The 26246-nt window shown below is 34.4% G+C and carries 18 protein-coding genes; 7 read left to right on the top strand and 11 right to left on the bottom strand.

The annotated features are described in order from the left end of the window. Positions 1-2: 2 nt before the first annotated feature. The 6 genes from KAOT1_RS08815 to thrA form a co-directional block, all read right to left on the bottom strand. On the bottom strand, positions 3-2024 hold the full coding sequence (locus KAOT1_RS08815; RefSeq protein WP_162014340.1) for a S41 family peptidase: 2022 nt from the start codon (positions 2022-2024) through the stop codon (positions 3-5). Between the two features lie 100 nt (positions 2025-2124). Next, positions 2125-2946 (bottom strand): sugar nucleotide-binding protein, encoded by an 822-nt coding sequence (locus tag KAOT1_RS08810; RefSeq protein ID WP_007094427.1) that lies wholly within the window; start codon positions 2944-2946, stop codon positions 2125-2127. 11 nt (positions 2947-2957) lie between these two features. Continuing rightward, complete coding sequence (gcvT, locus tag KAOT1_RS08805) at positions 2958-4040, bottom strand: glycine cleavage system aminomethyltransferase GcvT (protein WP_007094426.1); 1083 nt, start codon at positions 4038-4040, stop codon at positions 2958-2960. A gap of 124 nt (positions 4041-4164) precedes the next feature. After that, a complete protein-coding gene (gene thrC, locus KAOT1_RS08800) occupies positions 4165-5445 on the bottom strand; it encodes a threonine synthase (protein WP_007094425.1) in 1281 nt (426 codons plus the stop codon). Between the two features lie 217 nt (positions 5446-5662). Further along, positions 5663-6583 (bottom strand): homoserine kinase, encoded by a 921-nt coding sequence (locus KAOT1_RS08795; RefSeq protein WP_007094424.1) that lies wholly within the window; start codon positions 6581-6583, stop codon positions 5663-5665. Positions 6584-6817: 234 nt separating this feature from the next. Then, positions 6818-9265, bottom strand: a complete 2448-nt coding sequence (gene thrA, locus KAOT1_RS08790) for a bifunctional aspartate kinase/homoserine dehydrogenase I (RefSeq protein ID WP_007094423.1) — start codon at positions 9263-9265, stop codon at positions 6818-6820. A 369-nt stretch (positions 9266-9634) separates the two neighbouring features. Between thrA and KAOT1_RS08785 the strand changes: the two genes are divergently transcribed. Beyond that, positions 9635-11173, top strand: a complete 1539-nt coding sequence (locus tag KAOT1_RS08785) for an NAD(P)H-hydrate dehydratase (protein WP_007094422.1) — start codon at positions 9635-9637, stop codon at positions 11171-11173. Positions 11174-11542: 369 nt separating this feature from the next. Here KAOT1_RS08785 and KAOT1_RS08775 read toward each other — a convergent pair whose 3' ends face one another. Together KAOT1_RS08775 and KAOT1_RS08770 are read right to left on the bottom strand one after the other, a co-directional pair. Continuing rightward, the gene (locus KAOT1_RS08775; protein ID WP_007094420.1) at positions 11543-12886 is read right to left on the bottom strand and encodes a TlpA family protein disulfide reductase; all 1344 of its coding nucleotides are present in this window, start codon (positions 12884-12886) and stop codon (positions 11543-11545) included. A 133-nt stretch (positions 12887-13019) separates the two neighbouring features. Continuing rightward, on the bottom strand, positions 13020-14021 hold the full coding sequence (locus KAOT1_RS08770; protein ID WP_007094419.1) for a TlpA family protein disulfide reductase: 1002 nt from the start codon (positions 14019-14021) through the stop codon (positions 13020-13022). A gap of 121 nt (positions 14022-14142) precedes the next feature. On the opposite strand from KAOT1_RS08770, the gene hutH reads away from it, so the two are divergent. Then, a complete protein-coding gene (hutH, locus tag KAOT1_RS08765; RefSeq protein ID WP_007094418.1) occupies positions 14143-15648 on the top strand; it encodes a histidine ammonia-lyase in 1506 nt (501 codons plus the stop codon). Positions 15649-15745: 97 nt separating this feature from the next. On the opposite strand, the gene KAOT1_RS08760 is transcribed toward hutH, so the two are convergent. The 3 genes from KAOT1_RS08760 to KAOT1_RS08750 all read right to left on the bottom strand — a co-directional run bounded on the left by KAOT1_RS08760 (position 15746) and on the right by KAOT1_RS08750 (position 19428). Next, positions 15746-16138, bottom strand: coding sequence for an STAS/SEC14 domain-containing protein (locus KAOT1_RS08760; RefSeq protein WP_007094417.1), 393 nt, complete (start codon positions 16136-16138; stop codon positions 15746-15748). 121 nt (positions 16139-16259) lie between these two features. Continuing rightward, a complete protein-coding gene (locus KAOT1_RS08755; RefSeq protein WP_040559432.1) occupies positions 16260-16685 on the bottom strand; it encodes an STAS/SEC14 domain-containing protein in 426 nt (141 codons plus the stop codon). A gap of 187 nt (positions 16686-16872) precedes the next feature. Beyond that, a complete protein-coding gene (locus tag KAOT1_RS08750) occupies positions 16873-19428 on the bottom strand; it encodes an ATP-dependent Clp protease ATP-binding subunit (protein WP_007094415.1) in 2556 nt (851 codons plus the stop codon). 260 nt (positions 19429-19688) lie between these two features. Here KAOT1_RS08750 and gyrA point away from each other — a divergent pair, with 260 nt between their 5' ends. The 5 genes from gyrA to KAOT1_RS08725 all read left to right on the top strand — a co-directional run bounded on the left by gyrA (position 19689) and on the right by KAOT1_RS08725 (position 26246). Then, positions 19689-22238, top strand: a complete 2550-nt coding sequence (gene gyrA, locus KAOT1_RS08745) for a DNA gyrase subunit A (RefSeq protein WP_007094414.1) — start codon at positions 19689-19691, stop codon at positions 22236-22238. 41 nt (positions 22239-22279) lie between these two features. Next, positions 22280-23563 carry a tetratricopeptide repeat protein gene (locus KAOT1_RS08740; RefSeq protein ID WP_007094413.1) on the top strand — a complete coding sequence of 428 codons (1284 nt, stop codon included), beginning with the start codon at positions 22280-22282 and terminating at the stop codon, positions 23561-23563. 277 nt (positions 23564-23840) lie between these two features. Beyond that, positions 23841-25142, top strand: a complete 1302-nt coding sequence (locus tag KAOT1_RS08735) for a T9SS type A sorting domain-containing protein (RefSeq protein ID WP_007094412.1) — start codon at positions 23841-23843, stop codon at positions 25140-25142. Positions 25143-25206: 64 nt separating this feature from the next. Next, entirely contained in the window at positions 25207-25497 is a 291-nt protein-coding gene (locus tag KAOT1_RS08730) for a DUF493 family protein (RefSeq protein WP_007094411.1), read from the top strand. A gap of 104 nt (positions 25498-25601) precedes the next feature. Continuing rightward, entirely contained in the window at positions 25602-26246 is a 645-nt protein-coding gene (locus KAOT1_RS08725) for a DUF4290 domain-containing protein (protein WP_007094410.1), read from the top strand.

Below are 26246 nucleotides of genomic sequence, written 5' to 3'. Positions count from 1 at the left end.
TATTAGTTGGATAATTGTTTGATATAATCAGAGATAATACGATAGGTTTCTTCAATTTCATGATCGGTTTGAATACTTTCTATTGCGTATGAATTTAGTTTTGCTTTGTCTTTGTTATAAGCTAAAATTTCTTTAAAATCTTCCAAATTGACAACTTCAAAAGTTTCATGTTTCATTTCCAAATCATCTGATTTTTCAAAAATAGCATCAAACTTATCACTGTCTTCTTTAATGCCTTTAACAGAAATTGCCAGTTTACGTTCTTTATTGAGGTAATTTAACAAATCAGAATTTATCTTTTCAATAGTTTTGGAAGCTTTACTTTTTTTAATTCTCGCCAAACTTTTGGCACGTAAATTTTCGTAGTTTTTAGCTGTTGGAATTTTAAAATAGATATCTTTTACTATGGTGTCATTTTTGATGAAATTTTCATTCGCGCTTTCGCCACTTTCCAAACCGACAAATAGGCTTGGAAACTCAATATCTGGTTGAATTCCGATTCCTTGATGTGTATCGCCTTTAAAACCATACATTTTTTCAATCGTGATTTTAATATATCCGGCATCTCGTCGTAGTGGAACGACTTGTTGTATGGTTCCTTTTCCGTAGGTTTTACTTCCAACGACGATTGCTCTGTTATGGTCGCGCAATGCTGCGGTAATAAATTCTGAAGCAGAAGCACTTTCGTTATTAATCAAAATAACTAAAGGTTTGGTAAATAATGTTCCACGATTTAAGTCTTTTATGATTGTTTTTTTATTTTCATGATTGCGGTAAATTCCCAACGGACCTTTGTCAATAAACATTCCTGCCAAATCGATTGCCTGTTTCATAGAACCGCCACCATTTCCACGTAAGTCTAAAATTAAACCATCGATATTTACGGCATTTAGTTTGAATAATTCTTTTGCGATGTCGTTAGCACTTCCGTAGCCATAATCTAAATTTGTATAGAAACTTGGCAACGAAATATACCCTATATTTTGTTCACCTTTTAGAATAAAACTGTTTACCGCATTGACTTCAATTTTTAAATTTTCCTTTTTTAATGTTACCGTTTTATTGATATTTTTTTCGGTCAGAATATTTATATTGAAGATTTTATTGGCTTCATCAAAGATAAAATCATACAAGCTTTCAAGTGAAAGACATGTTGTGCTTAATTTATTTTTGTTGGCTTCCAGCGAAAGTACCAAATCGCCTGCATTGATTTCTTTTTCTTTCCATGCCGTACTGCCTGTTTGCAAGCCTGAAACGACAATTTTACCATCGCTATTTTTTGAAAACCAGACACCAATGGAGTTCGTTTCCGTACCGATGGAATTCATAAAAGTGGTATTGTCTGTTGGATCAAAATAACTACTATGCGGATCAAAATATGAACAAACAACATCCAAAAACGTAGTTTCAACAAACGATTCTAATCCGCTTACCGCTTGAAGCTTGTCTAAAATAAAGCATTTGTTTTCTGCGATAACTTTCGATTTTATTTGTGTTTTTACTTTTGAAAAGTTGGAAGGTTTTGATAGGGATAAATATTCACGAATAATATCAATTCGGATTTTCTTTGACCAACGTTTTTGCAAGGTTTTACGTGTGTTGGAAAACTCGGCTTTATCTTCTAAAGTTCCGTAGGAAACAGAGTCTTTTCCCGAGAAATCTAGCTTGCTTTTTTCTAGATTTTCAATAGATTGCTGTGCAAATTCTAATTGCGATTTGTAGGAAGCGGTTAGTGTTTTAATAAAATCACATTCTTCATTCATTAAATAATCATCAAACTTTGTTTTTAAATCCTCTAATGCTTCTATATCTGCTTCCGAATATAGCATATGTTTATCATCCAAACGTTCAAAAAGTTTATTAAAAACATAAGTTGAAAAATTGTCGTCAATTGTTTTTGGTTTGTAATGATTATTTTCCAACATGTTTAAAACCAAACTAGATTTTTGGCAAAAAGACGTGTCGGTTTGTGCATAAGTCGAAGCGACAACACAAAGAAGTATAAAACGTAAAATTTGATGCATGTATGCGAATAAAGATTTGTAGTACATAAAGTTACGAATTTAACAAATCTTTTGATTTTTTACATAGGAATATGTCTAAAAAGCGATGCTTAATAATCGTTTATTCTTTGATTTTCCCAGAAATGTATGCTAAAGTTTCCTGATTGCTCGTAGCTAAATGCTTAGGGAGTTTGTTATCTTTTGGTAAAACTGCTAAAAAACGATCAAAGTTTGACGTGTATACATTTTTGAATAATGGTTTTTCTATATGCATACTTTTTAATATTTCTGTAAAAAATTCATCATGATGTATCAAATCTTCTGCACCCAAATGAAAGATTCCATTTTTACGACGATTTATCATGTAATGGATTTGTTGTGTGAGTTTTTTATCAGAAATCGTATTCATTACCAAGTTTGGAAAAACTTCAATAGGAACTTTTTCGCGCAAGCATTGTTTTATTTCTAGAATTCGCGGTGAATTGTTCCCAAAAACCATTGGCAATCGGATGATCGCATATTTTTTCTGCGGCAAACGCATTAACATATTTTCAATACGAATTTTCAGCTTGCCATAGATACTTTCGGAAAGTGTTTTGTCAAATTCATAAGAAGGATAACTGCTGTACGCATCAAAGACATTGGCTGATGATAAGAAAAATAGCTTACACGGTTTGGTTTTTACATATTCCGTTAAAAAAACATGTGCTTCTATTTGTGCAGCAAAATCGCCACGCAATGCTGAAATAATGATGGTTGGTTGTACTTGCAACACAATTTCGTCAATACCATCATAATCCAAATCGTAACGAAAAAAGTGTTTATTCTTCGCGAATGATTTGTTGCTGTAAAAAGTTCCGTACACATCAAAATAGGAGCAAAGCTCTTTATAAATCGCTTGACCGATATATCCGCTTGCTCCTAAAATTAAAATTCTATTCAAAAGTATTTGATCTATTTTTTATAAAAAGGAAGTTTTACCACTTTTGCGGGAACTCTGTTTTTACGTATTTGAATGTAAATGTTGCTTCCATAATCAGCAAAAACGGTAGGCACGTATCCTAAGCCAATTCCAATACGCATTGATGGTGACATAGTTCCAGAAGTAACCATTCCTAGTTTGTTACCATTACCATCAACAATATCATATCCTTGTCTTGGAATTCCGCGATCTTGCATTTCAAATGCCACTAATTTTCGTGTAGTTCCCAATCGTTTTTGATCTTCAATTTGTTCACGATTCACGAAATCTTTTGTAAATTTTGTAATCCAACCTAAGCCAGCTTCAATCGGAGAAGTTGTTTCATCAATGTCATTTCCATACAGGCAATAACCCATTTCCAAACGGAGTGTATCTCTAGCCGCCAAGCCAATTGGTTTGATTCCAAAACTTTCTCCAGCTTCAAAAACCTTTTCCCAAACTTCGGCAACATCTTCGTTTTTACAATAAATTTCAAATCCGCCAGAACCTGTATAACCTGTTGCAGACACAATTACATTTTCAACACCTGCAAACTTGGCAATTTGGAACGTGTAGTATTTAATATTTGTCAAATCGACTTCAGTCAAAGATTGCATTGCCTCAACAGCTTTTGGTCCTTGGATCGCCAATAAAGAATATTCATCAGACACATCACGCATTTCAGCACCAACATCATTATGACTCGAAATCCAGTTCCAGTCTTTTTCAATATTAGAAGCATTCACGACCAAAATATATTTTTCCTCATTCACTCTGTAAATAATCAAATCATCTACAATTCCGCCGTCATTGTTAGGCATACAACTATATTGCGCTTTTCCATCTTTCAATTTTGAAGCATCATTTGTGGTAACTTTTTGAATCAACGCCAAAGCATTTGGTCCAGAAATTACAAATTCTCCCATGTGACTTACGTCAAAAACACCAACGCCATTGCGCACGGTTTCGTGTTCAATATTAACGCCTTCGTATTGTACAGGCATGTTATATCCTGCAAAAGGAACCATTTTAGCGCCTAATGCTTCGTGAATTTTTGATAGAGCTGTATCCTTCATGTGTTGTTTTTCTTAAATTGATTGCGAATTTATGAAAAATAGGGATAAAAAAATGGGGAATCTTTAGTTGATTCTCAAATTAAAGCGACTTTTTAGAATTTTCACAAATTTGGGAGATTTTGAGTTATTTTTTCAAGAAGTTTTTTAGACTTTCATAGTCAGAAATAAAATTTGCTTTTTTCTCTTTGTGCATGATTTCTTGAATTTGTTGAGGAATCTCTAATTTTAGATTTAAAGTCGATTCTACCGTAGGTAAAAATTTGACAGGATGTGCAGTTTCTAGAAAAACGCCGTATGCATCTTTTAAATCGTGCTGTTTTAAGCCCAAATAACCAACAGCGCCATGCGGATCGGCAATGTATTTCGTTTGATCGTACAGAGATTTCATGGCAGTTTTTGTTTCATCATCTGTAAAACTATAGGATGAAAAGTGCTTTCTGATTGTTTCCAAATCATTTCCATACAATTCTTGAATACGGATGAAATTACTCGGATTTCCCACATCCATAGCATTTGAAATCGTTGCTTTTGATTTTTGAGGAATGTACTCGCCATTTTCTAAGTAATTTGAAACCGTATCGTTTACATTTGTTGAAGCGATAAAATGCTGAATAGGCAATCCTAGTTTTTGTGCCATAATGCCTGCGCAAATGTTTCCAAAGTTTCCACTAGGTACAGAGAATATAATGTTTTTATGTTTTTTGTGTAATGCTTTGTAAGCAAAGAAAAAGTAGAACATTTGTGGGAGCCAACGTGCAATATTGATTGAATTTGCAGAGGTTAATGTACGTTCAATTTCGTCATCTAAAAAAGCAGTTTTTACCATTTCTTGACAATCATCAAAAACACCATCAACTTCCAAAGCGGTAATATTTTGACCTAAAGTGGTTAGTTGCTTCTCTTGAATTTCACTGACTTTCCCACTCGGATATAAAATGACTACTTCAACACCTTTTACACCAAGAAATCCGTTGGCAACTGCACCACCAGTATCTCCAGAAGTAGCCACCAAAACCGTTACTTTTTTTTCTTCATTACGATTAAAGTAGCCTAAACAACGTGCCATAAAACGCGCGCCAACATCTTTAAATGCCATTGTTGGACCGTGAAATAATTCTAAAGTTCCAATATTTTCTTCAATAGAGACAACAGGAAAATCGAAACTTAAGGTTTCCGCTATAATGTTTTTTAAAATAGTCGCAGGAATATCGTCACCTACAAATTGTTGAATGACTTCAAAAGCAATTTCTTCATGCGAATACGTGTCAATATTTTTGATAAATTCTAGTGATAATGGCGTGATTTTTTCGGGAAAATAAATTCCTCTATCGGGAGCTAATCCTCGAATAACCGCTTCTTTAAAAGATACTTTTGGAGCTTTATGATGTAGACTGTAGTAGTTCATTTTTTGTTTTATTGTTGCTAGTTGCTAGTTGCTAGTTGCTAGTTGTTTGTTATTTGTTGTTCGTTATTTGTCAGTTTGACTGCATTTGAGAATAACTTCGGTTTTGTAATATTTTACATTTATCATTTCAAAGTGTCGTTTAGAAAATTCTATAAACAGATTACTTCGTCGTTTCTCCTCGTAATGACGTCTAAAAATACTTTTACATTTAAAATTTCTAAATCGCCCGACAACCATTTGCGTTAATTTTTGAAACATGAATGTCGTAATCAATGTTTAAGTTTTTATAGGTTTCCGACATTGTTTTCGCGACTTTTTCAGCCATTTCTTTTCCTTTGCTTAGTGCAAATATTGATGGTCCAGACCCTGAAATTCCTGCGCCCAACGCACCACATTTGATGGCATTTTGCTTCACTTCATTAAATCCTGGAATCAAGATGGCGCGTAACGGTTCTACAATTTCGTCGTGCAATGATCTGCTGATGAGGTCGTAGTCAGAAGTGTATAATCCGCTAATTAATCCACCGAGATTTCCAATTTGAATGATGGATTTTTTCAACGTGATATTTTGCTTCAATACCGAACGCGAATCAGAGGTTTTGACTTCTATTTGCGGATGAATTACTGTTGCGTACAATTCGCTTGGTGTAGGAATTTTAATGATATCCAACGGATCATAACTTCGCACCAAACTGAATCCGCCCAAAAGGGCAGGAGCAACATTGTCTGCGTGTGCCGTTCCACTTGCGAGTTTTTCACCTTGCATAGCAAAAGGCACTAATTCTTTCGTAGCAAAAGGCTTTCCCAACAATTCATTTATTGCCCAAACCGTTCCTGCGGAACTTGCGGCACTGCTTCCAATGCCGCTTCCAGCTTTGATTTTTTTATAAATTTCAATTTCAAAACCGTGATCTAGATTTAGTTTTTCAAGCATTGCCAAACCTGCAACACCAGCTACATTTTTTTTGGTTTCTAATGGCAAATCCTGTCCCACGAGCTTCGAAATTGTAATCCCTTTTTTATTTGTTTTCCGAATAACCATTTCGTCACCAACGGTATCTAAGCACAATCCGAGGACATCGAATCCGCAAGATACATTTGCAATAGTTGCTGGCGCGAATATTTTGATTTCGTTCATTTTGTTTATAGTGTTGAGATGTTAATATTGAGAATTGAAAAAGTTTCAATATTCATATCTATTATTTTCAAGTACTTCTTGATAGTTCTGTAGCACAGTTGAAATACAATTTTTCTACGAAAAACCACTCGAACTGACGTTATTGAACACTTTATTTTATGGTTTAAATTTGACGTCAAGCTGAACTTGATTCAGCTTCCCACAAATAGCTAATACTTTTACATTTAAAATTTCCTAAAACTTTCCAATTCGTATCACATCAGCAAAAATTCCAGAAGCAGTTACCTCAGCACCAGCGCCAGCACCTTTTATTTGTAATGGTTGCGCTACATATCGATCTGTAAAAAATAATACAATATTATCGCTTCCTTCCAAGTTGTAAAAAGGATGATCTGACGGAATGTGTTGCAAACCAACTTTTGCTTTTCCATCTTCAAAAGTAGCGACATATTTTAAGCGACAGTCTTTGTCATTTGCTTCTTTGAAAATTTGTTGAAAATGTGCTTCATGTTTAGTGAGTGAAGCATAAAAGTCTTCATTATTTTCAGTAGCTAAAGTTTCTTGTGGTAAAAATGAGTTGTTTTCTATGTCTTCCAACTCTAGTATATATCCACTTTCGCGCGCTAAGATTAGAATTTTACGAGCGACATCAACGCCACTTAAATCTATTTTTGGATCGGGTTCTGTATATCCTTCTTTTTGTGCTTGTGTCACAACGTCGTGGAAGGTGTTTTGATTGCTGAAATTATTAAAAACAAAGTTTAAACTTCCAGAAAGAACAGCTTGTATTTTGTGTACACGATCTCCAGAAGCAATGACATTTTTGAGAGTGTCAATAATTGGCAAACCTGCGCCAACATTCGTTTCAAATAAAAATGGCGCATTGTATTTTTGCGATATACGTTTTAAATTCTGGTAGTTTTCATATTCTGAAGCACAGGCAATTTTGTTGCAAGTAACCACCGAAATATTGTTGCGTAAATAGTCTCCGTACACTTTTGAAACATCGTGACTTGCCGTAATGTCTATAAAAATGCTATTGCGTAAGTTGTGTGTTTTGATTGTTTCATAAAATTCATCTAAACTCGCTTTGTCGCCCTTAGCCAATTTGTCTTTCCAACTGTCTAAATCAATGCCTTCTTCATCAAAAAACATGGTTCTAGAGTTGGAAATTCCAATGACGCGAATGTTGAGTTTTAATTGTTCTCGCAAGTATTCATGTTGTTGTTTGAGCTGTGCCAAGAAGCGTTCACCCACATTTCCAACGCCAGTTACAAACAAGTTGAGTTGTTTTATTTTTTCTTCAAAGAATTCTTCATGCAACGCATTGAGTGCTTTTTTTGCATCTTCACTGTTGATAACCGCAGAAATATTTTTTTCAGAAGCACCTTGAGCAATTGCGCGAATGTTCACGTTATTTTTTCCTAGCATGCTAAACATTTTACCACTTAATCCTTGATGGTTTTTCATGTTTTCACCAACCAATGCAATAATGGCTAATTGTTGTTCAACCAAAATTGGATCTACTTTTTTTAAGGCAATTTCGTAAGCAAATGTTTCATCAAGTGCCATTTTGGCTCTAGAAGCTTCTTTGTCGTTGATTCCAATACAGATAGAATGCTCAGAAGATGCTTGCGTGATGAGAATGATGTTTATCTTTTCGGCGAGTAAAGTTTCAAAGAGACGTTTTGAGAATCCTGGAATTCCAATCATTCCGCTTCCTTCTAGTGTAAGCAATGAAATGTTTTCTATATAACTGATTCCTTTTACGGCTTGTTGTTTTCCTTGTGGATTTTTCGTGATTCGAGTTCCTTCTTGTTCAGGTGAAAAAGTATTTTTGACCAGAATCGGAATTTCTTTGTGTAAGACAGGTTGAATGGTTGGCGGGTAAATTACTTTCGCACCAAAGTGAGACAATTCCATGGCTTCTTGATATGAGATATGCGGAATTGGTGTCGCTTGCTTTACGATGCGTGGATTTGCTGTGTACATTCCGCTGACATCTGTCCAAATTTGCAATTCATCAGCGTCAACAGCACTTGCAATGATTGCTGCTGTATAGTCTGAACCTCCGCGCCCTAATGTTGTCGTTTCACCATTTGGTGTAGCAGCGATAAAACCAGGTAAAATGATGATTTGTTTTTCGTTTTTTTCAAAGAAAGCTTGGCAGTTTTCCTGTGTCAATTTCATTTCTACTTGAGCGTTTTCAAAGCTTTCAGTAGTAATAATTAATTCGCGACTGTCTTTATAATTACTATCCAATTGACGGACTTTCATTACTTCTGAAATGATATAGGAAGATAATAATTCGCCAAAACTAGCAATGGTTGCCAATGTTTTCGGTGTCAATTCGCGAAGTAAAAAACAACCTTCATATAAAGTTTCTAGGTAATTTAATAAACGTTTTGTGTGACTGATTACGGCACTTTGTTCGGTTACAGGAATTAAATCTTTGACAACTTGCATGTGTCTGTTTTCAATTTCTTGTAAGAGTGATCGGTAATATTCGTCTTTTACTGCTGCAAGTTCAGCAGTTTTTAGCAACATGTTTGTCGTATTTCCAAAAGCAGAAACGACAATTGCTAGTTTTTTATTTTGAGATGCTTTTGTAATAATATCAATTACTAAGCTTATGTTTTGCGCATTGGCGACAGAAGTACCGCCAAATTTGAGTACATTCATAAGTATTGTTTTGTATGGTTATTTGTAAAGTGTCAAAAAGAAATTCTTTGACTAAAAAAATGTGTTTGTAAACACCAATCGGTTATTATTAGCTAGACCCCAAAAGGGGTAATTGTAGTAGCAATCGTTACAGTTGTCTGAGAAACTGTACCGTTAATTGTGGAAGTAAAAATATTTGCTACTAAACGCATTTTTTGTCGTATGATGTTATTCAAAAGTATTACTTTTATGACCATAAACAAATTATATGTTTATTTTTCACGGATAATTAGTGAAATTCCCTTTTTTTTAAAAATGCGCTAAAAAAGTATAGCGAATTGTAAAGAATTTCATCAAATGTGTAACGCTTTACAGTAAAATAACGAATACATGAAGATATATTCAGCAGCTCAAATCTACGAAGCAATCAATACTACGATTGAAAAAAATCAAATCACGTCGAATGATTTAATGGAATTTGCAGGAACACAAGTTTTTAATTGGTTTCACACACGTATGCAAGGCGCACAAGTTCCAATTCATATTTATTGTGGCATTGGAAATAATGGCGGTTTGGGATTGGTTTTAGGAAGACAACTATTACATCATGGATATAATGTACATGTGTACGTGGTAAATTTTAGCGATAAGCGTACCAAAGATTTTTTGATTAATTATGATCGAATTAAAGAGTTTAAGATTTGGCCACGATTGTTGAGTTCTGGTGAAGAATTTCCTAAAATGGCAAAAGAAGATATTATTGTAGATGCAATTTTTGGAATTGGCTTGAATCGTGAAACTTCTGATTGGGTAAAGGATTTAATAAAATATATTAATGCATCGGAAGCATATACGGTTTCGTTGGATGTTCCATCAGGATTGTATCCAAACCATGCGCCAGAAGATAAGGAAGCCGTAATTGAGAGTAATTATACGTTGACAGGACAAGCGCCGAAGTTGAGTTTCTTTTTGCCAGAAACAGGTGTTTACATGCAACAATGGGAAGCTATTGATGTCGGTCTCGATCAGGAATATTTACAAAAAACTGACACAGAAGTTCAGTTGATTGATAAGTTTGAAGTATTACCATTGTATATTCCGAGAGAAAAATATGCGCACAAAGGAACTTACGGACACAGCTTGATTGTTGGCGGAAGTTACGGAAAAATGGGCGCAGTTACCTTGGCTAGTTCAGCATGTTTGCGTGTAGGTACAGGATTGATTACGGCGTATATTCCTGAGTGTGGTTATGCTATTTTACAAACCTCTTTGCCAGAAGCGATGGTGATTTGTGATGAAAGAGAAAAGCATATTGCAAAGATTCAATACGATATTGAGCCAAAAGCTATTGGAATGGGCGTTGGTATGGGAACTGATGCAGCAACCGTAAAGGCATTGAAAGCATTTTTAAAGACGAATAAAAATCGTTTGATTGTGGATGCAGATGCTTTAAATATTTTTGCCACGAATAAAACAATGTTAAAGTCTGTGCCAAAAGGTTCTATTTTGACACCGCATCCGAAGGAATTGGAGCGTTTGATAGGCGAGTGGACCGATGATTTTGATAAGTTGGAGAAAGCAAAAGCATTCGCTAAAAAGTATGATGTCATTTTAATTATCAAAGGCGCACACACGATTACGATTTACGACAATCATTTGTATATAAATAACACAGGAAACCCTGGAATGGCAACTGCAGGAAGTGGCGATGTGTTGACAGGAATGCTCACAGGATTGGTTTCACAAGAGTACGATCCGATAAAAGCAGCAATTTTTGGCGTGTATCTTCATGGGAAAGCAGGCGATTTGGCATTGTCAGGATTAGGCTATCAAGCATTAACTGCAAGTGACATTGTAGCTCATATTGGTGCTGCATATTTAGATTTGTTTAAAGAACCAGAAAAGCCATCTGCGGAAGCGAAGAAATAATAAAAAAACGCTTTGAAATTATTCAAAGCGTTTTTTTTAATCTATGCAGTTGCCACATCGCACATGCATGTTCCTGTGTCACAAGTAGCAGGAGTACACATATGAGAATGAGTTCCTGTTCCACAAACATTACCAAGGGAATTGGAATCACAAACATAGCAAGTGTTAAATGAATTACAGTTGTCAAATCCGGAAGTACCACCTCCGTTGATGTTATTGTGATTTAAATTACTAATTTTTCTCTTTTTGAAAGATAATGATTTTGTAGTTAATTTTTGTTTTTTCATGTATAATATTATTTATTATTTAAATGTAAAAAATACTACAATAAAATTGCTTTAAAGCAAGGTTAATTTCTTGTTAATTAAATTATATTTTCAATTCATCAAATAGTTCAATAAGTTTTGGACTAGATGGTCTTGGCGCATCCGCATTCACAATTTTACCATTCGGATCAATTAAAATAAATCTTGGGATTCCTTCAATTGCGTAATCAGTTACAAATTTAGACTTCCAAGCATTGTCTGCCATTAGTTGAATTCCTCCTAATTCTTTGTCTTTAACCATGTTTTTCCACGTATCATACGCTTTTGGAGTATCTATCGATATTGAGACAAATTCGATATTTTTATTATGATATTTTTTTTCAACTTTTTTCAAAGATGGAATTTCACCAATACAAGGTCCACACCAAGTAGCCCAAACGTCAATATATACATATTTTCCTTTTAAATCGGCTAAACTCGTAGTGCCACCTTTGTGATTTTCATAATCAAACGCAGGAGAATTTTTTCCTGCTACAAGATTTTGTACTTTTTTATATTTTTCAGTTACTTTTTCTTTTATTTCATCTTTATCAGCGATTTCTTGAATTAAATTGTAAATTGTTTCAATGTGCTTATTTGAGGGAGAGATGTCATATGCTAATTCGCTTGCTAGCGAGTTTTTAATATTTTGAGATTTTATACCCTTAATCAATTTAATACTTTCTACTTTTAGAGTGTCTGTGTAATATTTTTCTAAATAATGATTAGAAACTATTTGTTGATAGGACTCGGAGTTTCCAAAGTCTGTTGTATTATCATAATCAACTTTATCTAATGGAGCAAGAAAGCCTTCTGAAACCTTGAAGTTTTCTTTTTTTGCAAAGTATGGATGATAGGATGGATAACGATTTAAGTATGCCAAATACTCATAGTTGATATTTTTCTTTTCTAAAGAGATAAATTCATCAGATAATCCTTCCACTTTTGTTAGCGCATCTTCTGCTTTATTTTTTTGCTCATTTATTGTCTTTAAAAAATCAGCTTCTTCTTTAGTAAAGATTTCTTGAACATTTAATTTTTCATTGTTTAAGAATTTAGAAGCTAGGTAATTATTGCTTTCAGAACCTTTTCCGCTATATTTAATAGTCTCATCAAACTTTGAAGCATCTAGCGTAACTTCTAATTCATCTCCTTGTTTAGTGTAAAGAGAAGTGCGTTCTCTACCATGCGCCAGATTATAATATCCAGAAGTTTCTATATGGAGCGTATCGGAAAAAGTTCCATCACTATTAATAGAAATTTCTTTTTTAAAATCATTTCCAAAAATACTCACTTTTTCACCTTTTGGATTTTCGATTTTTCCTGAGAGTAATACATAATCTATTTCTGGTTCATTTTTGCAAGAGAAAATTGCAAAAGCTGCAACTACTAATAATATTTTTTTCATTTTAGTAAAGTTTAGGTATTCAATGTTGAATTTAATAGGGAGTAAAATTTCAAGATTAAATGGATTAATAATTAAATTTTTTAATGTGATTTACTCGACAGTAAATCGTCATAAATAATATAAAAACGATCTTTTATATTTTTAACTCATCAAATAGTTCCACAAGTTTTGGACTTGAAGGTCTTGGCGCATCAGGATTTACCACTTTTCCTTCAGTATCTAAAAGGATGAATCTTGGAATACCACTAATCATATATTCATTTGAAAATGTTTGATCGCCACCAAAGTGTAATTGTATACCGCCAAGTGATTTTTCTGTGACCATTTTTTCCCAAGCATCTCTGTTTTGATCTACTGAAATACTTACGAAAACTATGTTTTTATCCTTGTATTCTTCTTCTACTTTTTTTAATGCTGGAATTTGTGCAATACACGGTCCGCACCAAGTTGCCCAAATATCAATATACACGTATTTTCCTTTTAAATCAGCTAAAGAGGTTTTTCCACCTTTATGATTTTCATAGTCAAATGTAGGCGAAGGTGTTCCTTTTGGAAATTTTCTTTTGATAGCACTTATTTTTCCAATAAAACCTTTGTAATAGTTAATCATCGGATTGATGTCTTGTAATGAATTCGCTATCAATAAACTATCTACATTTTTTTGCGATTTAAAGTATGTGGTAAGTTCTGTTTTGATTTCGTCAAGTCGATTGTTAAGTTCGTCAGGAGCAAGACTACTTAGTTTATCAATATCCAGCATTTTTTCAGATTTACGTCTGCTTTCTGCCAAGAAATTACTGTTTTCAGCTCCTTTTCCAGAGAATTTTGCAGATTTCATATAGTTTTCTGCATCTGCCGACAGCACAACGTCATAATCATTTTTTAAGTAGGCACTTGTTCCATCTTTTCCATCAAAGACGCTAAATACGCCAGCTTCTACTTTTAGCGTATCTTTAAAAGTACCGTCGTCATTCACTTTGATTGTTTTTGAATAGGTTCTACTACGAATGTAAAGTGAGTCACTTTTTTTGTTTTTAATCGTTCCCGAAAATGTCACATAATCTTTTGGAACTTCTGGCTCATTTTCACAAGAAAAGATTGCAAATGCCGCAACCAATAGCAGTAATTTTTTCATTTTTTCAAAGTTTGTTTGCTCAAAAGTAACAGATTCTTTTTTTAATCAATAAATTATTAACAATTATTTGGTTAATACAGATTGAATTTTGACTTTTGAAAGATAATTTGATTACACCACCATGATACACGAAATTAGTTCACAAATCCTCGATATTGAGATCATTCAAGATTTACTAAATTCTGATGCAAAACTTGCTTTGTCGGAATCAGCAACCAACAAAATTGTAGCATGTCGTACATATTTAGACACGCGATTGGAAGACCAAAAGACGCCTATTTATGGTATTAATACAGGATTTGGTTCGCTGTGTAATGTGAAAATTTCTAATGAACATTTGTCAAAGTTACAAGAGAATTTGGTGACTTCTCATGCATGTGGAACTGGAGACCGTGTGCCACAAGCTATCGTAAAATTGATGTTGTTGTTAAAAGTGCAATCGTTAAGTTATGGACATTCTGGAATTCAGTTGAAAACTGTACAGCGTTTGATTGATTTTTATAATCACGATATTTTGCCTGTTGTTTTTGAGCAAGGTTCGCTCGGCGCATCAGGCGATTTGGCTCCTTTGGCACATTTGTCGTTACCGCTTTTGGGAAAAGGAAGTGTGTATTATAAAGGAAAAGAAGTTCCATCATCGGAAGTGTTAGAAAAGTATGATTGGCAACCTATCCAATTGAAAGCAAAAGAAGGTTTGGCATTGCTAAACGGAACACAGTTTATGAGTGCTTACGGCGTTCATACACTTATAAAAGCGTACAAACTTTCGTATTTTGCAGATTTGTTCGCAACAATTTCTTTGGAAGCTTTTGATGGGAGAATTGAGCCTTTTAATGATTTGATTCATTTGATTCGTCCGCATAATGGACAGTTGAAAACAGCCAAACGCGTGCAGGAATTTGTAGAAGGAAGCGAGTTAATTTCACAAGAAAAGAAACATGTGCAAGATCCGTATTCTTTCCGTTGTGTGCCACAAGTTCATGGAGCTACAAAAGATACGTTGGCTTTTATTCGAAAAACGTTTGAAACAGAGATTAATTCTGTGACTGATAATCCTAATATTTTTATCGCTGAGGATGAAATTATTTCTGGTGGAAATTTTCACGGGCAACCGTTGGCATTGGCATTAGATTATTTGGCAATTGCGATGGCGGAACTTGGAAATATTTCGGAACGCAGAACCTTTCAATTGGTTTCAGGATTGCGTGATTTGCCTGCATTTTTGGTGAATAATCCTGGATTAAATTCTGGTTTTATGATTCCACAATATACTGCTGCAAGTATTGTAAGTCAGAATAAACAGTATGCAACACCTGCAAGTATTGATTCTATTGTGTCGTCAAACGGACAGGAAGATCATGTGAGTATGGGCGCAAATGCTGCTACCAAAGCGATTAAGGTTGTGGATAATGTAGAACGTGTGTTGGCAATTGAACTATTGAATGCTTCTCAGGCATTGGTTTTTAGAGCGCCTTTAAAGAGTTCTGAGTTTATTGAAACGTATTTGGAAATGTATCGTGCGGAAGTTCCTTTTGTGGATGAAGATCGAGAATTGCATATTGCGATTCGTGATACATTGTCGTTTATACAGAATATGGCGATTGAGAATGAAGTTTTGTTTGAGTAGGGTTTTTGTGAGTTGTGAGTTGTTGGTTGTGAGTTGTTGGTTGTGTGTGGGTTTTGAGTTGTGAGTTTCTTAGAAAAAAAAAGTAATTCAACATTTATCATAAATTCGATTTCGCCCAAGTAATAGCTTCTGTAAGCGTTTTGAAGATGCTCATGGGTTTGTTGAAGAAGTGTTTTTCAATTTTAATATTGTGATTGTCAATAAATTTGTCAGAAACGATAGCAATTGCTTTTAAATTTTCGATTTCAAATACTTTTAAATACATCATCGGATCAACGGCGTACGAGTTTCTGCGAATGGTAATGTAGGCAAAAGGTTCTCTAGGAAAGTGTTTTTTTGCAATTTTCATAAGTTCGTTAGCAGTTTCCAAATTTAGTGTAATACCTTCATTGAGTTGTGCCAACATATATTCCTCATAAATTTCTACTTCACCTATTTGTAAAGTATACTTTTTAATGTATGAATGTGTATTTCCGTTGGTTATTTGCACTTTTAAATAGTTTGTATTAAAGATAGTTTATTTTGTTTTGATTCGCTAAAAAAAAAGATGAACTACGTAAAAATGTAAGAATTCATGTCTTTTTTCTTAAAAGTATTTATAGGGTCAATTGTTATACGACAGTATTGTCTGAGATGCTAGCGTTATTTTTTTCTAAAGGAATAATTTTATCTAACCAATTGATTGCTGCATTGAGCGTTGTGAATAACTCATATTTACCATTAAAAAAACTTTTTTCTACATGCGCATTTAATACTGAAAATTTTTTGTCAGTTACAACAGCAATACCTTTTAGTAAATTGTTTTCTGGAAGCATTTTATATACTTGCGGATCAATAGAATAAGAATTTTTTCTATATGAAATATATCCGAAAGGGACTTTATAGTTTTCATGAAAAAACTCAAAAAATGAAAGTAATACGTCTGTTGTAATGTGTACGCCTTCATTGATTTCACCAATGATTAAATCTTCATACAGATATAATTTTCCGTTTTCAAAAGTATAGATGTCTTTTAACACTTTTTCAATACTATGCATAGTGGTAGTCATTTATTTTGAGCGAAGTTACATTGGTAGTTATTGTTTATGTATTTTGAAAGCTGACTAACTTATAATTTTAGATAAAAGTCTTTTTTTTATCTGTAAACAACACGAAAAGAGGTAAAAAAGAAAAATCCTGTCTTCTTGGAAAACAGGATTTTATAATTATTTGGAAGTTATGCAATTAAGATTCTGTAGGTTTTTCAGCCTTTTCAATTTTAATTGTCAACTCGTCTGTCTTTTCGTTTAAATCCATAAAAATTTTGTCACCTTCATGAATTTTAGAAGTAATAATTTCTTCTGCCAACGCATCTTCAATATACTTCTGAATTGCTCTTTTAAGAGGTCTTGCACCATATTGTTTGTCAAAACCTTTTTCTGCGATGTAATCTTTTGCTTTATCGCTCAACTGTAAATCATATCCTAAACCTTTAATTCTAGCATATAATTTTGCAATTTCAATATCAATAATCTTGTGAATGTGCTCACGTTCTAAGGCATTGAAAATTACCACATCGTCAATTCTGTTTAAGAATTCTGGAGCAAACGCTTTTTTCAACGCGTTTTCAATCACACCTTTTGCATGATCGTCTGCTTGTGTCTTTTTAGCAGCTGTTCCAAAACCAACTCCCGAACCAAAATCTTTCAATTTACGAGCACCAATATTTGATGTCATAATGATAATGGTATTTCTAAAGTCAATTTTTCTTCCCAAACTATCCGTTAAATATCCGTCGTCTAAAACTTGCAATAACATATTGAACACGTCTGGATGCGCTTTTTCAACCTCATCAAGTAATACAACCGCGTATGGTTTTCTTCTAACTTTTTCGGTTAATTGTCCGCCTTCTTCATAACCAACGTATCCTGGAGGTGCACCAACCAATCGAGAAATCGCGAATTTTTCCATGTATTCACTCATGTCGATTCGAATCAATGTTTCTTCAGAATCAAATAACTCACGAGCTAACACCTTTGCTAATTGCGTTTTACCGACTCCTGTTTGTCCTAAAAAGATAAATGAACCAATTGGCTTATTCGGATCTTTAAGTCCCGCACGGTTACGCTGAATGGCTTTTACGACTTTTCCAACTGCTTCGTCTTGTCCGATTACTTTTCCCTTAATTAATTCAGGAAGTTGCGCTAGTTTGTTGCTTTCTGTTTGCGCAATTCTATTTACAGGAATTCCTGTCATCATGGAAACAACATCTGCTACATTATCTTCATCAACAGTTTCTTTGTGTTGTTTAGATTCTTCTTCCCACTTTTCTTGAGAAACAGCGAGTTCTTTTTCCAGACGTTTTTCGTCGTCTCTCAGTTTGGCAGCTTCTTCATATTTCTGTTTTTTTACAACAGAATTTTTCAATTCACGTACTTCTTCTAATTGACGTTCTAAGTCTAAAATTTGCTTCGGAACATCAATATTTGTGATGTGTACTCGAGAACCTGCTTCATCTAAAGCATCGATGGCTTTGTCTGGCAAGAAACGATCTGTCATATATCTGTTTGTCAGCATGACACAAGCTTTAATCGCTTCTGGCGTGTAACTCACATTGTGATGTTCTTCGTATTTGTCTTTGATGTTCTCAAGAATTTCAATTGTTTCTTCTACTGTAGTAGGTTCTACTACCACTTTTTGGAAACGTCTTTCTAGCGCACCATCTTTTTCAATATATTGTCTGTACTCATCAAGCGTTGTAGCACCAATACATTGTATTTCACCTCTGGCTAATGCTGGTTTAAACATGTTTGAAGCGTCTAAACTTCCAGTGGCACCACCTGCGCCAACAATGGTGTGAATTTCGTCGATAAAAAGAATAATATCATCATTCTTTTCCAATTCGTTCATCACGGCTTTCATGCGTTCTTCAAACTGTCCTCTGTATTTTGTTCCAGCAACTAAGCTCGCCAAATCAAGTGTTACGACTCTTTTATTAAAAAGAATACGCGATACTTTTCGTTTGATGATTCTGTTTGCCAAACCTTCTGCGATGGCAGATTTACCAACTCCAGGTTCACCAATTAAAATTGGATTGTTCTTTTTACGTCTACTCAAAATTTGAGAAACACGTTCTATTTCTTTTTCACGCCCTACAACAGGATCTAGTTTTCCTTCTTCGGCAAGTGCTGTTAAATCTCTTCCAAAATTATCTAATACAGGTGTTTTAGATTTTTTATTCACTTTTCCGCCTGTATTTGATGATCCAAAAGGATTTTCTTTTGAAGAATCTTGTGGTCCACTGTTGTCATCAGAGTATGACTCTGAACGTGGTGTGTCTATATAATCGTCATCGTTTGTTATCATATACTTAAATTGCTCTTTAACGTTGTCATAATCTACTTTTAGCTTATTAAGAAGCTTTGTGGTAGGATCGTTTTCATTTCGTAAAATGCACAATAATAAATGTGCGGTATTGATAGAAGAACTTTGAAAAAGTTTTGCTTCTAAAAATGTTGTTTTTAAAGCTCTTTCGGCTTGTCGAGTAAGATGTAAGTTTCGCTTTTCGTTTGGAGCGACTGCCACATTTGGGTTGGCAGGACTAAGAATCTCAACTTTTCTGCGTAAATGTGTCAAATCGACATCTAATGCATTTAAAATATTGATTGCTTTTCCGTTTCCGTCTCTAAGTAGTCCAAGCATTAAGTGTTCAGTACCAATGAAATCATGGCCTAAGCGCAATGCTTCTTCCTTGCTATAGGCGATTACATCTTTTACTCTTGGGGAGAAATTATCATCCATAAATATAGTTTCCTTTCGACATTAAAATTAATACTTCAATACGAATAATACAAAAATTGTTCCGTGATGAAAGGTAATTCAAGCTAATAGACGAAAAAAAACAGCGAATTCAAAGATTATAATATTAAATTATCAAAAAAACTTATCAAAAATTGTTAATAAAAAAACGTTAAAATGCTCCTTGAAATCCTCGCTGAATAGTAGTAAATGTTGTATATTGACCCGATTTGTAAAACTCGAAATATTAAAACATAAAATACATGGCAGAAGGAGAAAAGTTAATCCCTATTAATATTGAAGATGAGATGAAGTCTGCTTACATCGATTATTCGATGTCAGTCATTGTGTCACGTGCACTTCCAGATGTAAGAGATGGTATGAAGCCCGTACATCGTAGAGTATTGTTTGGAATGCATGAACTCGGAGTTAGATCGAGTTCCGCTCATAAAAAATCTGCAAGAATTGTTGGAGAAGTATTAGGTAAGTATCACCCGCACGGTGATACGTCTGTATACGACGCCATGGTTCGTATGGCGCAAGAATGGAGTTTGCGTTATATGCTAGTTGATGGGCAAGGTAACTTCGGATCTATTGATGGAGATAGTCCTGCAGCAATGCGTTATACGGAAGCAAGAATGCGCAAAATATCAGACGATATGTTGGCTGATATTGACAAAGATACCGTAGATCATTCCCTGAATTTTGATGACACGTTAAAAGAACCAACAGTATTGCCTACACGAGTTCCTGGTTTATTAATTAATGGAGCTTCTGGTATTGCCGTAGGTATGGCGACAAACATGCCACCGCATAACTTATCGGAAGTTGTTGACGGAATTCATGCATATATCGATAATAATGATATTGAAATTGATGAACTAATTCAACATGTAAAAGCACCAGATTTTCCAACTGGAGGAATTATTTACGGATATGATGGTGTACGTGAAGCGTTTAAAACGGGACGTGGACGAATTGTCATGCGAGGAAAAGCCGTGATGGAAGAAGTACAAGGTAGAGAATGTATCATTGTGACTGAAATTCCATATCAAGTCAATAAAGCAGATATGATTAAGAAAACTGCCGATTTGATTAATGATAAAAAAATTGATGGTATTTCTTCTATTCGTGATGAATCTGATAGAAAAGGAATGCGCATCGTGTATATCTTAAAACGTGATGCAATTCCGAATATCGTATTAAATAAACTATATAAATACACTGCGTTGCAATCTTCGTTTAGTGTCAATAATATTGCTTTAGTTCATGGACGTCCACAATTATTGAATCTTAAAGATATGATTCATTATTTTGTGGAACACAGACACGAAGTAGTAACACGTAGAACACAATACGAACTTAAAAAAGCAGAAGAACGCGCGCATATTTTAGAAGGTTTAATTATCGCTTCTGATAATATTGATGAGGTAATTGCTATCATTCGTGGTTCGCAAAATGCGGAAGACGCTCGTAACAACTTAATCAAGCGTTTTGAATTGACAGAAATTCAAGCCAAAGCGATTGTTGAAATGCGATTACGTCAGTTAACAGGTCTGGAACAAGACAAATTGCGTGCTGAATATGACGATATCATGAAAAGTATTGAAGATTATCGTGATATTTTGGCAAACAAGTCAAGAAGAATGAATATCATTAAGGAAGAACTGGAAGTCATCAAAGATAAATACGGTGATGAAAGACGTTCAATGATTGAATATGCTGGTGGAGACGTAAGTATTGAAGATTTAATTCCTGATGAAAAAGTAGTAATTACCATTTCTCACGCAGGATATATTAAAAGAACTTCTTTAACAGAATACAAGCGACAAAATAGAGGTGGCGTTGGACAAAAAGGAAGTGCAACCCGAAATGAAGATTTCCTTGAACATTTATTCGTAGGAACCAATCACCAATACATGTTGTTCTTTACGCAACAAGGAAAATGTTTCTGGATGCGTGTATACGAAATTCCTGAAGGAAGCAAAACGTCCAAAGGTAGAGCAATTCAGAACTTAATCAACATTGAAAAAGATGATAAAGTAAAAGCATTCATTTGTACGCAAAACCTTAAAGACGAAGAATACATCAATAATCATTATGTGATTATGGCAACGAAAAAAGGTCAAGTTAAGAAAACACCTTTAGAGCAGTATTCGCGTCCGCGTACCAATGGTATCAATGCTATCACTATTAAAGATGGAGATGAGTTATTAGAAGCAAAACTCACTACAGGAAACAGTCAGGTAATGTTGGCAGTAAAATCTGGTAAAGCTATTCGTTTTGAAGAAGAAAAAACACGACCAATGGGAAGAAATGCTTCGGGAGTTCGTGGAATCAGACTTGCAGACGATAATGATGAAGTAGTTGGAATGGTTGCTGTAAACGATATGGAAAGCAACATTTTAGTTGTTTCTGAAAATGGATATGGAAAGCGTTCAAGCTTAGAAGATTACCGAATTACCAATCGTGGAGGGAAAGGAGTGAAGACGATTTCTGTGACTGAAAAAACGGGTCAATTAGTAGCTATTAAAAATGTTACTGATGAAGATGGATTAATGATTATCAACAAATCTGGAATTGCAATTCGTATGGCAGTAGCAGACTTGAGAGTGATGGGAAGAGCCACGCAAGGAGTTCGTTTAATCAACATAAAAGGTAAAGATTCTATTGCGGCTGTTGCGAAAGTTCGAAATGAACAGCAAGAAGAAGAAGCAATTGAAGGTGCTGAAAACCTTGAAAACACTGAGCAAACAGAAAATGGCACAGCTGTTGATATGAATAACGAAGGTGACAGCAAAACAGAAGAATAATATTTATAACACAAACCTCAATTATTTTAAACATTAACAAAATGAAGAAGACAATTTTAATTTTCTCAGCACTGTTGATAACAGCATTTTCTTTTGCACAAAAGAAAGAATTAAAAGCTGCTGAGAAAGCATTAAAAAAAGGAAATACAGTAGAAGCTAAAGATGCTCTTGCTAGTATTTCATCTACAATTGAAAGCGCCGATGCAAAATACAAAGCAAAATACTATTTCCTAAAAGGGAAAACGTATCAAGAATTAGCAGACAAAGGAATGGATACTGATGCATCTCTTAAAACTGCTGGAGAAGCTTACAATAAATTATTAGCTTTTGAAAAAGAGCAAAGAGAATTTAAGTATACCAAAGAGGCAAAACCAAACTTACAAACTATGGTAAGTAAGTTAGTAGACAAAGCTATTGCTGCACAAAAAGCAAAAGACTACACAAAAGCTTCTAGTATATTGTACTTATCATACACTTTGCAACCAGAAAATAAAGACTTGTTGTACTATGCGGCTTCAAACTCAATTTCTGGACAAGATTATGATACTGCATTAAAGCACTATCTTGAGCTTAAAGATGCTAACTATACAGGCGTAAAAACTCAATACTTTGCAACGAATGTGGCGAATGGTAAAAAAGAATCTTTCCCTGATAAAACGGTAAGAGACTTATCTGTAAGAGCTAAAACACATTCAAATCCTACAGTTGAAAAAACGAAATCTAGATTGCCAGAAATCGTAAAAAATATTTCTTGGATTTATACAAATCATGTTAAAGACAACGAAAAAGCTTTAGCTGCTGTTGAAGAAGCAATTGCTGCAAATCCAAACGATTCATCTTTATTATTGACAAAAGGAAATATCTACTACAAAATGGGAGATACGGCTAAGTTTAAAGAAATCATGCAAGAAATCATTACTAAAAACCCTAATGATGTAGATTCATACTACAATATCGGAGTAATTAGTGCTGAAAATGGTGATGTAGAAGAAGCAAGAGCAGCTTACCGAAAAGTATTAGAACTTGATCCTGGGTATATCAATGCTGGAATCAACTTATCAAAAACATACTTAGATGAAGCTTCTGACGTAGTTGATAAAATGAACGAACTAGGAAACTCTGCTGCAGACAATAAAAAGTTTGAAGAATATCAAGCACAACAAACAGCTTTATACAGAAAGTCATTAAAAGTCTTAGAAGGAATCTCTCAAAGTGTTCCTGATGATGTAAAAATCTTAAAGCAACTTAAAGGATTGTACTCTTTCTTAGGAGAAGATGAAAAATTCAAAAAAGTAAAAGCTAGATTACAAGAATTAGGACAATAGTTCACTCTTACATACAGCTATAAAACCTCGCAATTTGCGGGGTTTTTTTATGCTGTAATATGTTGTGGAAAACCGTCAGTTCAGACTTTTAAAAAATCAACTAAAGACAAAATTTACTAGAGTTCTTAGGGACTCTCCAACTATGGAAAACCTTTGATTAAAATAATGGAGCATATCTTTTTGATTGAAGAAGAAGAAAAAATAAGTAACAATTCCCGTATAAAATTGTTTTGTGAGTTAATTAACTTTCGTTAGATTTGAAATTCATCACTTTCCTATGAAAACCTACACAACCATACTTCTTAGTTTCTTATTTGCTGGCGCAACTTTTGCACAATCTTTTACATCATATCGTACAGGAAGTTCCTTTAGTACAAATGTAACGCCGCAAGGTGGTTCATGCTTAATGGGCGGCGCTTCGGAGTCTGATGATGCTATGCGCTGGTTTTTGCAACGTGCCAACGGCGGTGATGTGTTGGTGCTTCGTGCAAGCGGTTCGGATGGTTATAACAATTATATGTATTCAGATTTGGGTGTTACGGTAAATTCGGTAGAAACGATTGTTTTTAATAACAGTTCAGCAAGTTCAGAAACCTACATTCATCAACGTATTGAAGAAGCAGAAGCGATTTGGTTTGCTGGTGGCGATCAGTGGAATTATGTCTCTTATTGGAGAAATACAACCATTCAAAATTTAATTAATGACGCTGTAAATAATAGAAATGTTGTGATTGGCGGAACAAGCGCAGGAATGGCAATTTTGGGCGGACATTATTTTTCTGCGGAAAATGGAACGATTACTTCAGCTCAGGCTCTCGCGAATCCATATGCAAATGATGCAACTGTATCAAGTACTCCTTTTTTGGAAAATTCGTTTTTAACAGATGTGATAACTGACACTCATTATGACGATCCTGATCGTAGAGGTAGACATACTGCATTTTTAGCTCGCATCATTACAGATAATAGCGGTTCAGGAATTATCCCGAAGGGAATTGCCTGTGATGAATATACCGCAGTTTGTATAGATGATGTTGGTTTGGCGCGTGTTTTTGGAGATTATCCAACGTATGATGATAATGCATATTTTATTCAGCCAAATTGTGAACTCACAGACATGCTGCCCGAAACTTGTACTGCAAATACTGCTTTACATTGGGATAAAGGTGGAATGGCATTGAAAGTGTATAAAATAAAAGGAACTGTAGAAGGAACACATACATTTGATTTATCTGATTGGCAAACGGGAACTGGTGGAACTTGGGAACATTGGTCTGTCAACAACGGAACATTTGTCGCTTCTGTGGGAACACAAATTAACTGTATTTTAAGTGTAGACGAACTAGCGCAACCAACGGTGGAAGTTTATCCAAATCCTGTAAAAAGTAACCTAATCGTTTCTGCTGAAAAGCCCATACAAGCTATTGAATTATTGGATGGTTTTGGTAGAATTGTATTGCAAAAAGACGTTTCAAACGTTCAGGAAACAAGCTTACAATTGTTAAAACTAAGCTCAGGAACTTACTTTTTAAAAGTTCAGGTAAATGATGCAATTATCATCAAAAAAGTTATCAAATAGCTAACATTACAAGAAGTTTTACAAGAAGCTGTATCTTTGCCATTCATTTAGAAAAAAAGATAGCATGAGTTCAAAAAACGATTCCAAAGCGTTTTATGCAAAATTAAAAACACAATTAGAGGAAACAACACAATTTCCAACATTATATATGTATAAATTTATTGTTCCTTCAAGTGATGATAAAATAAAGCAGGTACACCAGATTTTCGATAATATTGGCGCTGTGATAGATACGAAAAGGTCTTCCAAAGGAACTTATACAAGTGTAACGATTACCGTAAATATGAAAAGTGCCGACGCGGTAATTGAAAAATATAAGGAAGCAAGCGTAGTTGAAGGGATAATTTCTTTGTAACGAGCGTAGTTATCTAGATTTTTTTTACTATTTTGCGATTATAAAAATAATCTTCACAAGAACTTTATTTTACTTCAATATTTACCTTACAAACAAATTTTATTTTGATTGACCAGTTAGAGTATAACACAGAGCGTAAACGATTGATTATTCCTGAGTATGGGCGACATATTCAAAAAATGATTAACATCGCGGTAGCTACAGAAGATCCTGTAGAACGTAACAAACAAGCAAAAGCCATTATCGGCGTGATGGGAAATTTACAACCACATTTGCGTGACGTTCCAGATTTTCAACATAAATTATGGGATCAATTATTTATTATGTCTGACTTTAGACTTGATGTTGATTCTCCTTTTCCAAAACCTTCACGTGAGTTATTAGAAGAACGACCTGAACCTTTAGAATATCCTCAAAACTTTCCAAAATATCGTTTCTACGGAAATAATATCAAGCGAATGATTGATGTGGCGAATAAATGGGAAGAAGGCGATATGAAAGAAGCTCTTGAGTTTGCGATTGCCAATCACATGAAAAAATGTTACCTCAATTGGAACAAAGATACCGTTGAAGATTATGTGATTTTTAAGCATTTATTAGAGTTGAGTAATGGGAAAATTGACTTGGCAGCAAAAAATGAAGACTTATCAGATGCTTCCAACCTTCTAAAGCAGAAGAAGAAATTTTCGCATAACAACAAGAATCAGCAACGAAATAATAAAAATCGTAACAATAGAAAACGTTACTAA

The sequence above is a fragment of the Kordia algicida OT-1 genome, from assembly GCF_000154725.1.
GTDB lineage: Bacteria > Bacteroidota > Bacteroidia > Flavobacteriales > Flavobacteriaceae > Kordia > Kordia algicida.
Note: the sequence above shows the minus strand (reverse complement) of the source record. Positions and strands in the feature narration are given on the sequence as shown.

Coding starts and splice junctions, on each gene's coding strand:
- KAOT1_RS08815 (WP_162014340.1), bottom strand. CDS start 2,024: ATGCATCAAATTTTACGTTTTATACTTCTTTGTGTTGTCGCTTCGACT.
- gcvT (WP_007094426.1), bottom strand. CDS start 4,040: ATGAAGGATACAGCTCTATCAAAAATTCACGAAGCATTAGGCGCTAAA.
- thrC (WP_007094425.1), bottom strand. CDS start 5,445: ATGAACTACTACAGTCTACATCATAAAGCTCCAAAAGTATCTTTTAAA.
- KAOT1_RS08795 (WP_007094424.1), bottom strand. CDS start 6,583: ATGAACGAAATCAAAATATTCGCGCCAGCAACTATTGCAAATGTATCT.
- thrA (WP_007094423.1), bottom strand. CDS start 9,265: ATGAATGTACTCAAATTTGGCGGTACTTCTGTCGCCAATGCGCAAAAC.
- KAOT1_RS08785 (WP_007094422.1), top strand. CDS start 9,635: ATGAAGATATATTCAGCAGCTCAAATCTACGAAGCAATCAATACTACG.
- KAOT1_RS08775 (WP_007094420.1), bottom strand. CDS start 12,886: ATGAAAAAAATATTATTAGTAGTTGCAGCTTTTGCAATTTTCTCTTGC.
- KAOT1_RS08770 (WP_007094419.1), bottom strand. CDS start 14,021: ATGAAAAAATTACTGCTATTGGTTGCGGCATTTGCAATCTTTTCTTGT.
- hutH (WP_007094418.1), top strand. CDS start 14,143: ATGATACACGAAATTAGTTCACAAATCCTCGATATTGAGATCATTCAA.
- KAOT1_RS08755 (WP_040559432.1), bottom strand. CDS start 16,685: ATGCATAGTATTGAAAAAGTGTTAAAAGACATCTATACTTTTGAAAAC.
- KAOT1_RS08750 (WP_007094415.1), bottom strand. CDS start 19,428: ATGGATGATAATTTCTCCCCAAGAGTAAAAGATGTAATCGCCTATAGC.
- gyrA (WP_007094414.1), top strand. CDS start 19,689: ATGGCAGAAGGAGAAAAGTTAATCCCTATTAATATTGAAGATGAGATG.
- KAOT1_RS08740 (WP_007094413.1), top strand. CDS start 22,280: ATGAAGAAGACAATTTTAATTTTCTCAGCACTGTTGATAACAGCATTT.
- KAOT1_RS08735 (WP_007094412.1), top strand. CDS start 23,841: ATGAAAACCTACACAACCATACTTCTTAGTTTCTTATTTGCTGGCGCA.
- KAOT1_RS08730 (WP_007094411.1), top strand. CDS start 25,207: ATGAGTTCAAAAAACGATTCCAAAGCGTTTTATGCAAAATTAAAAACA.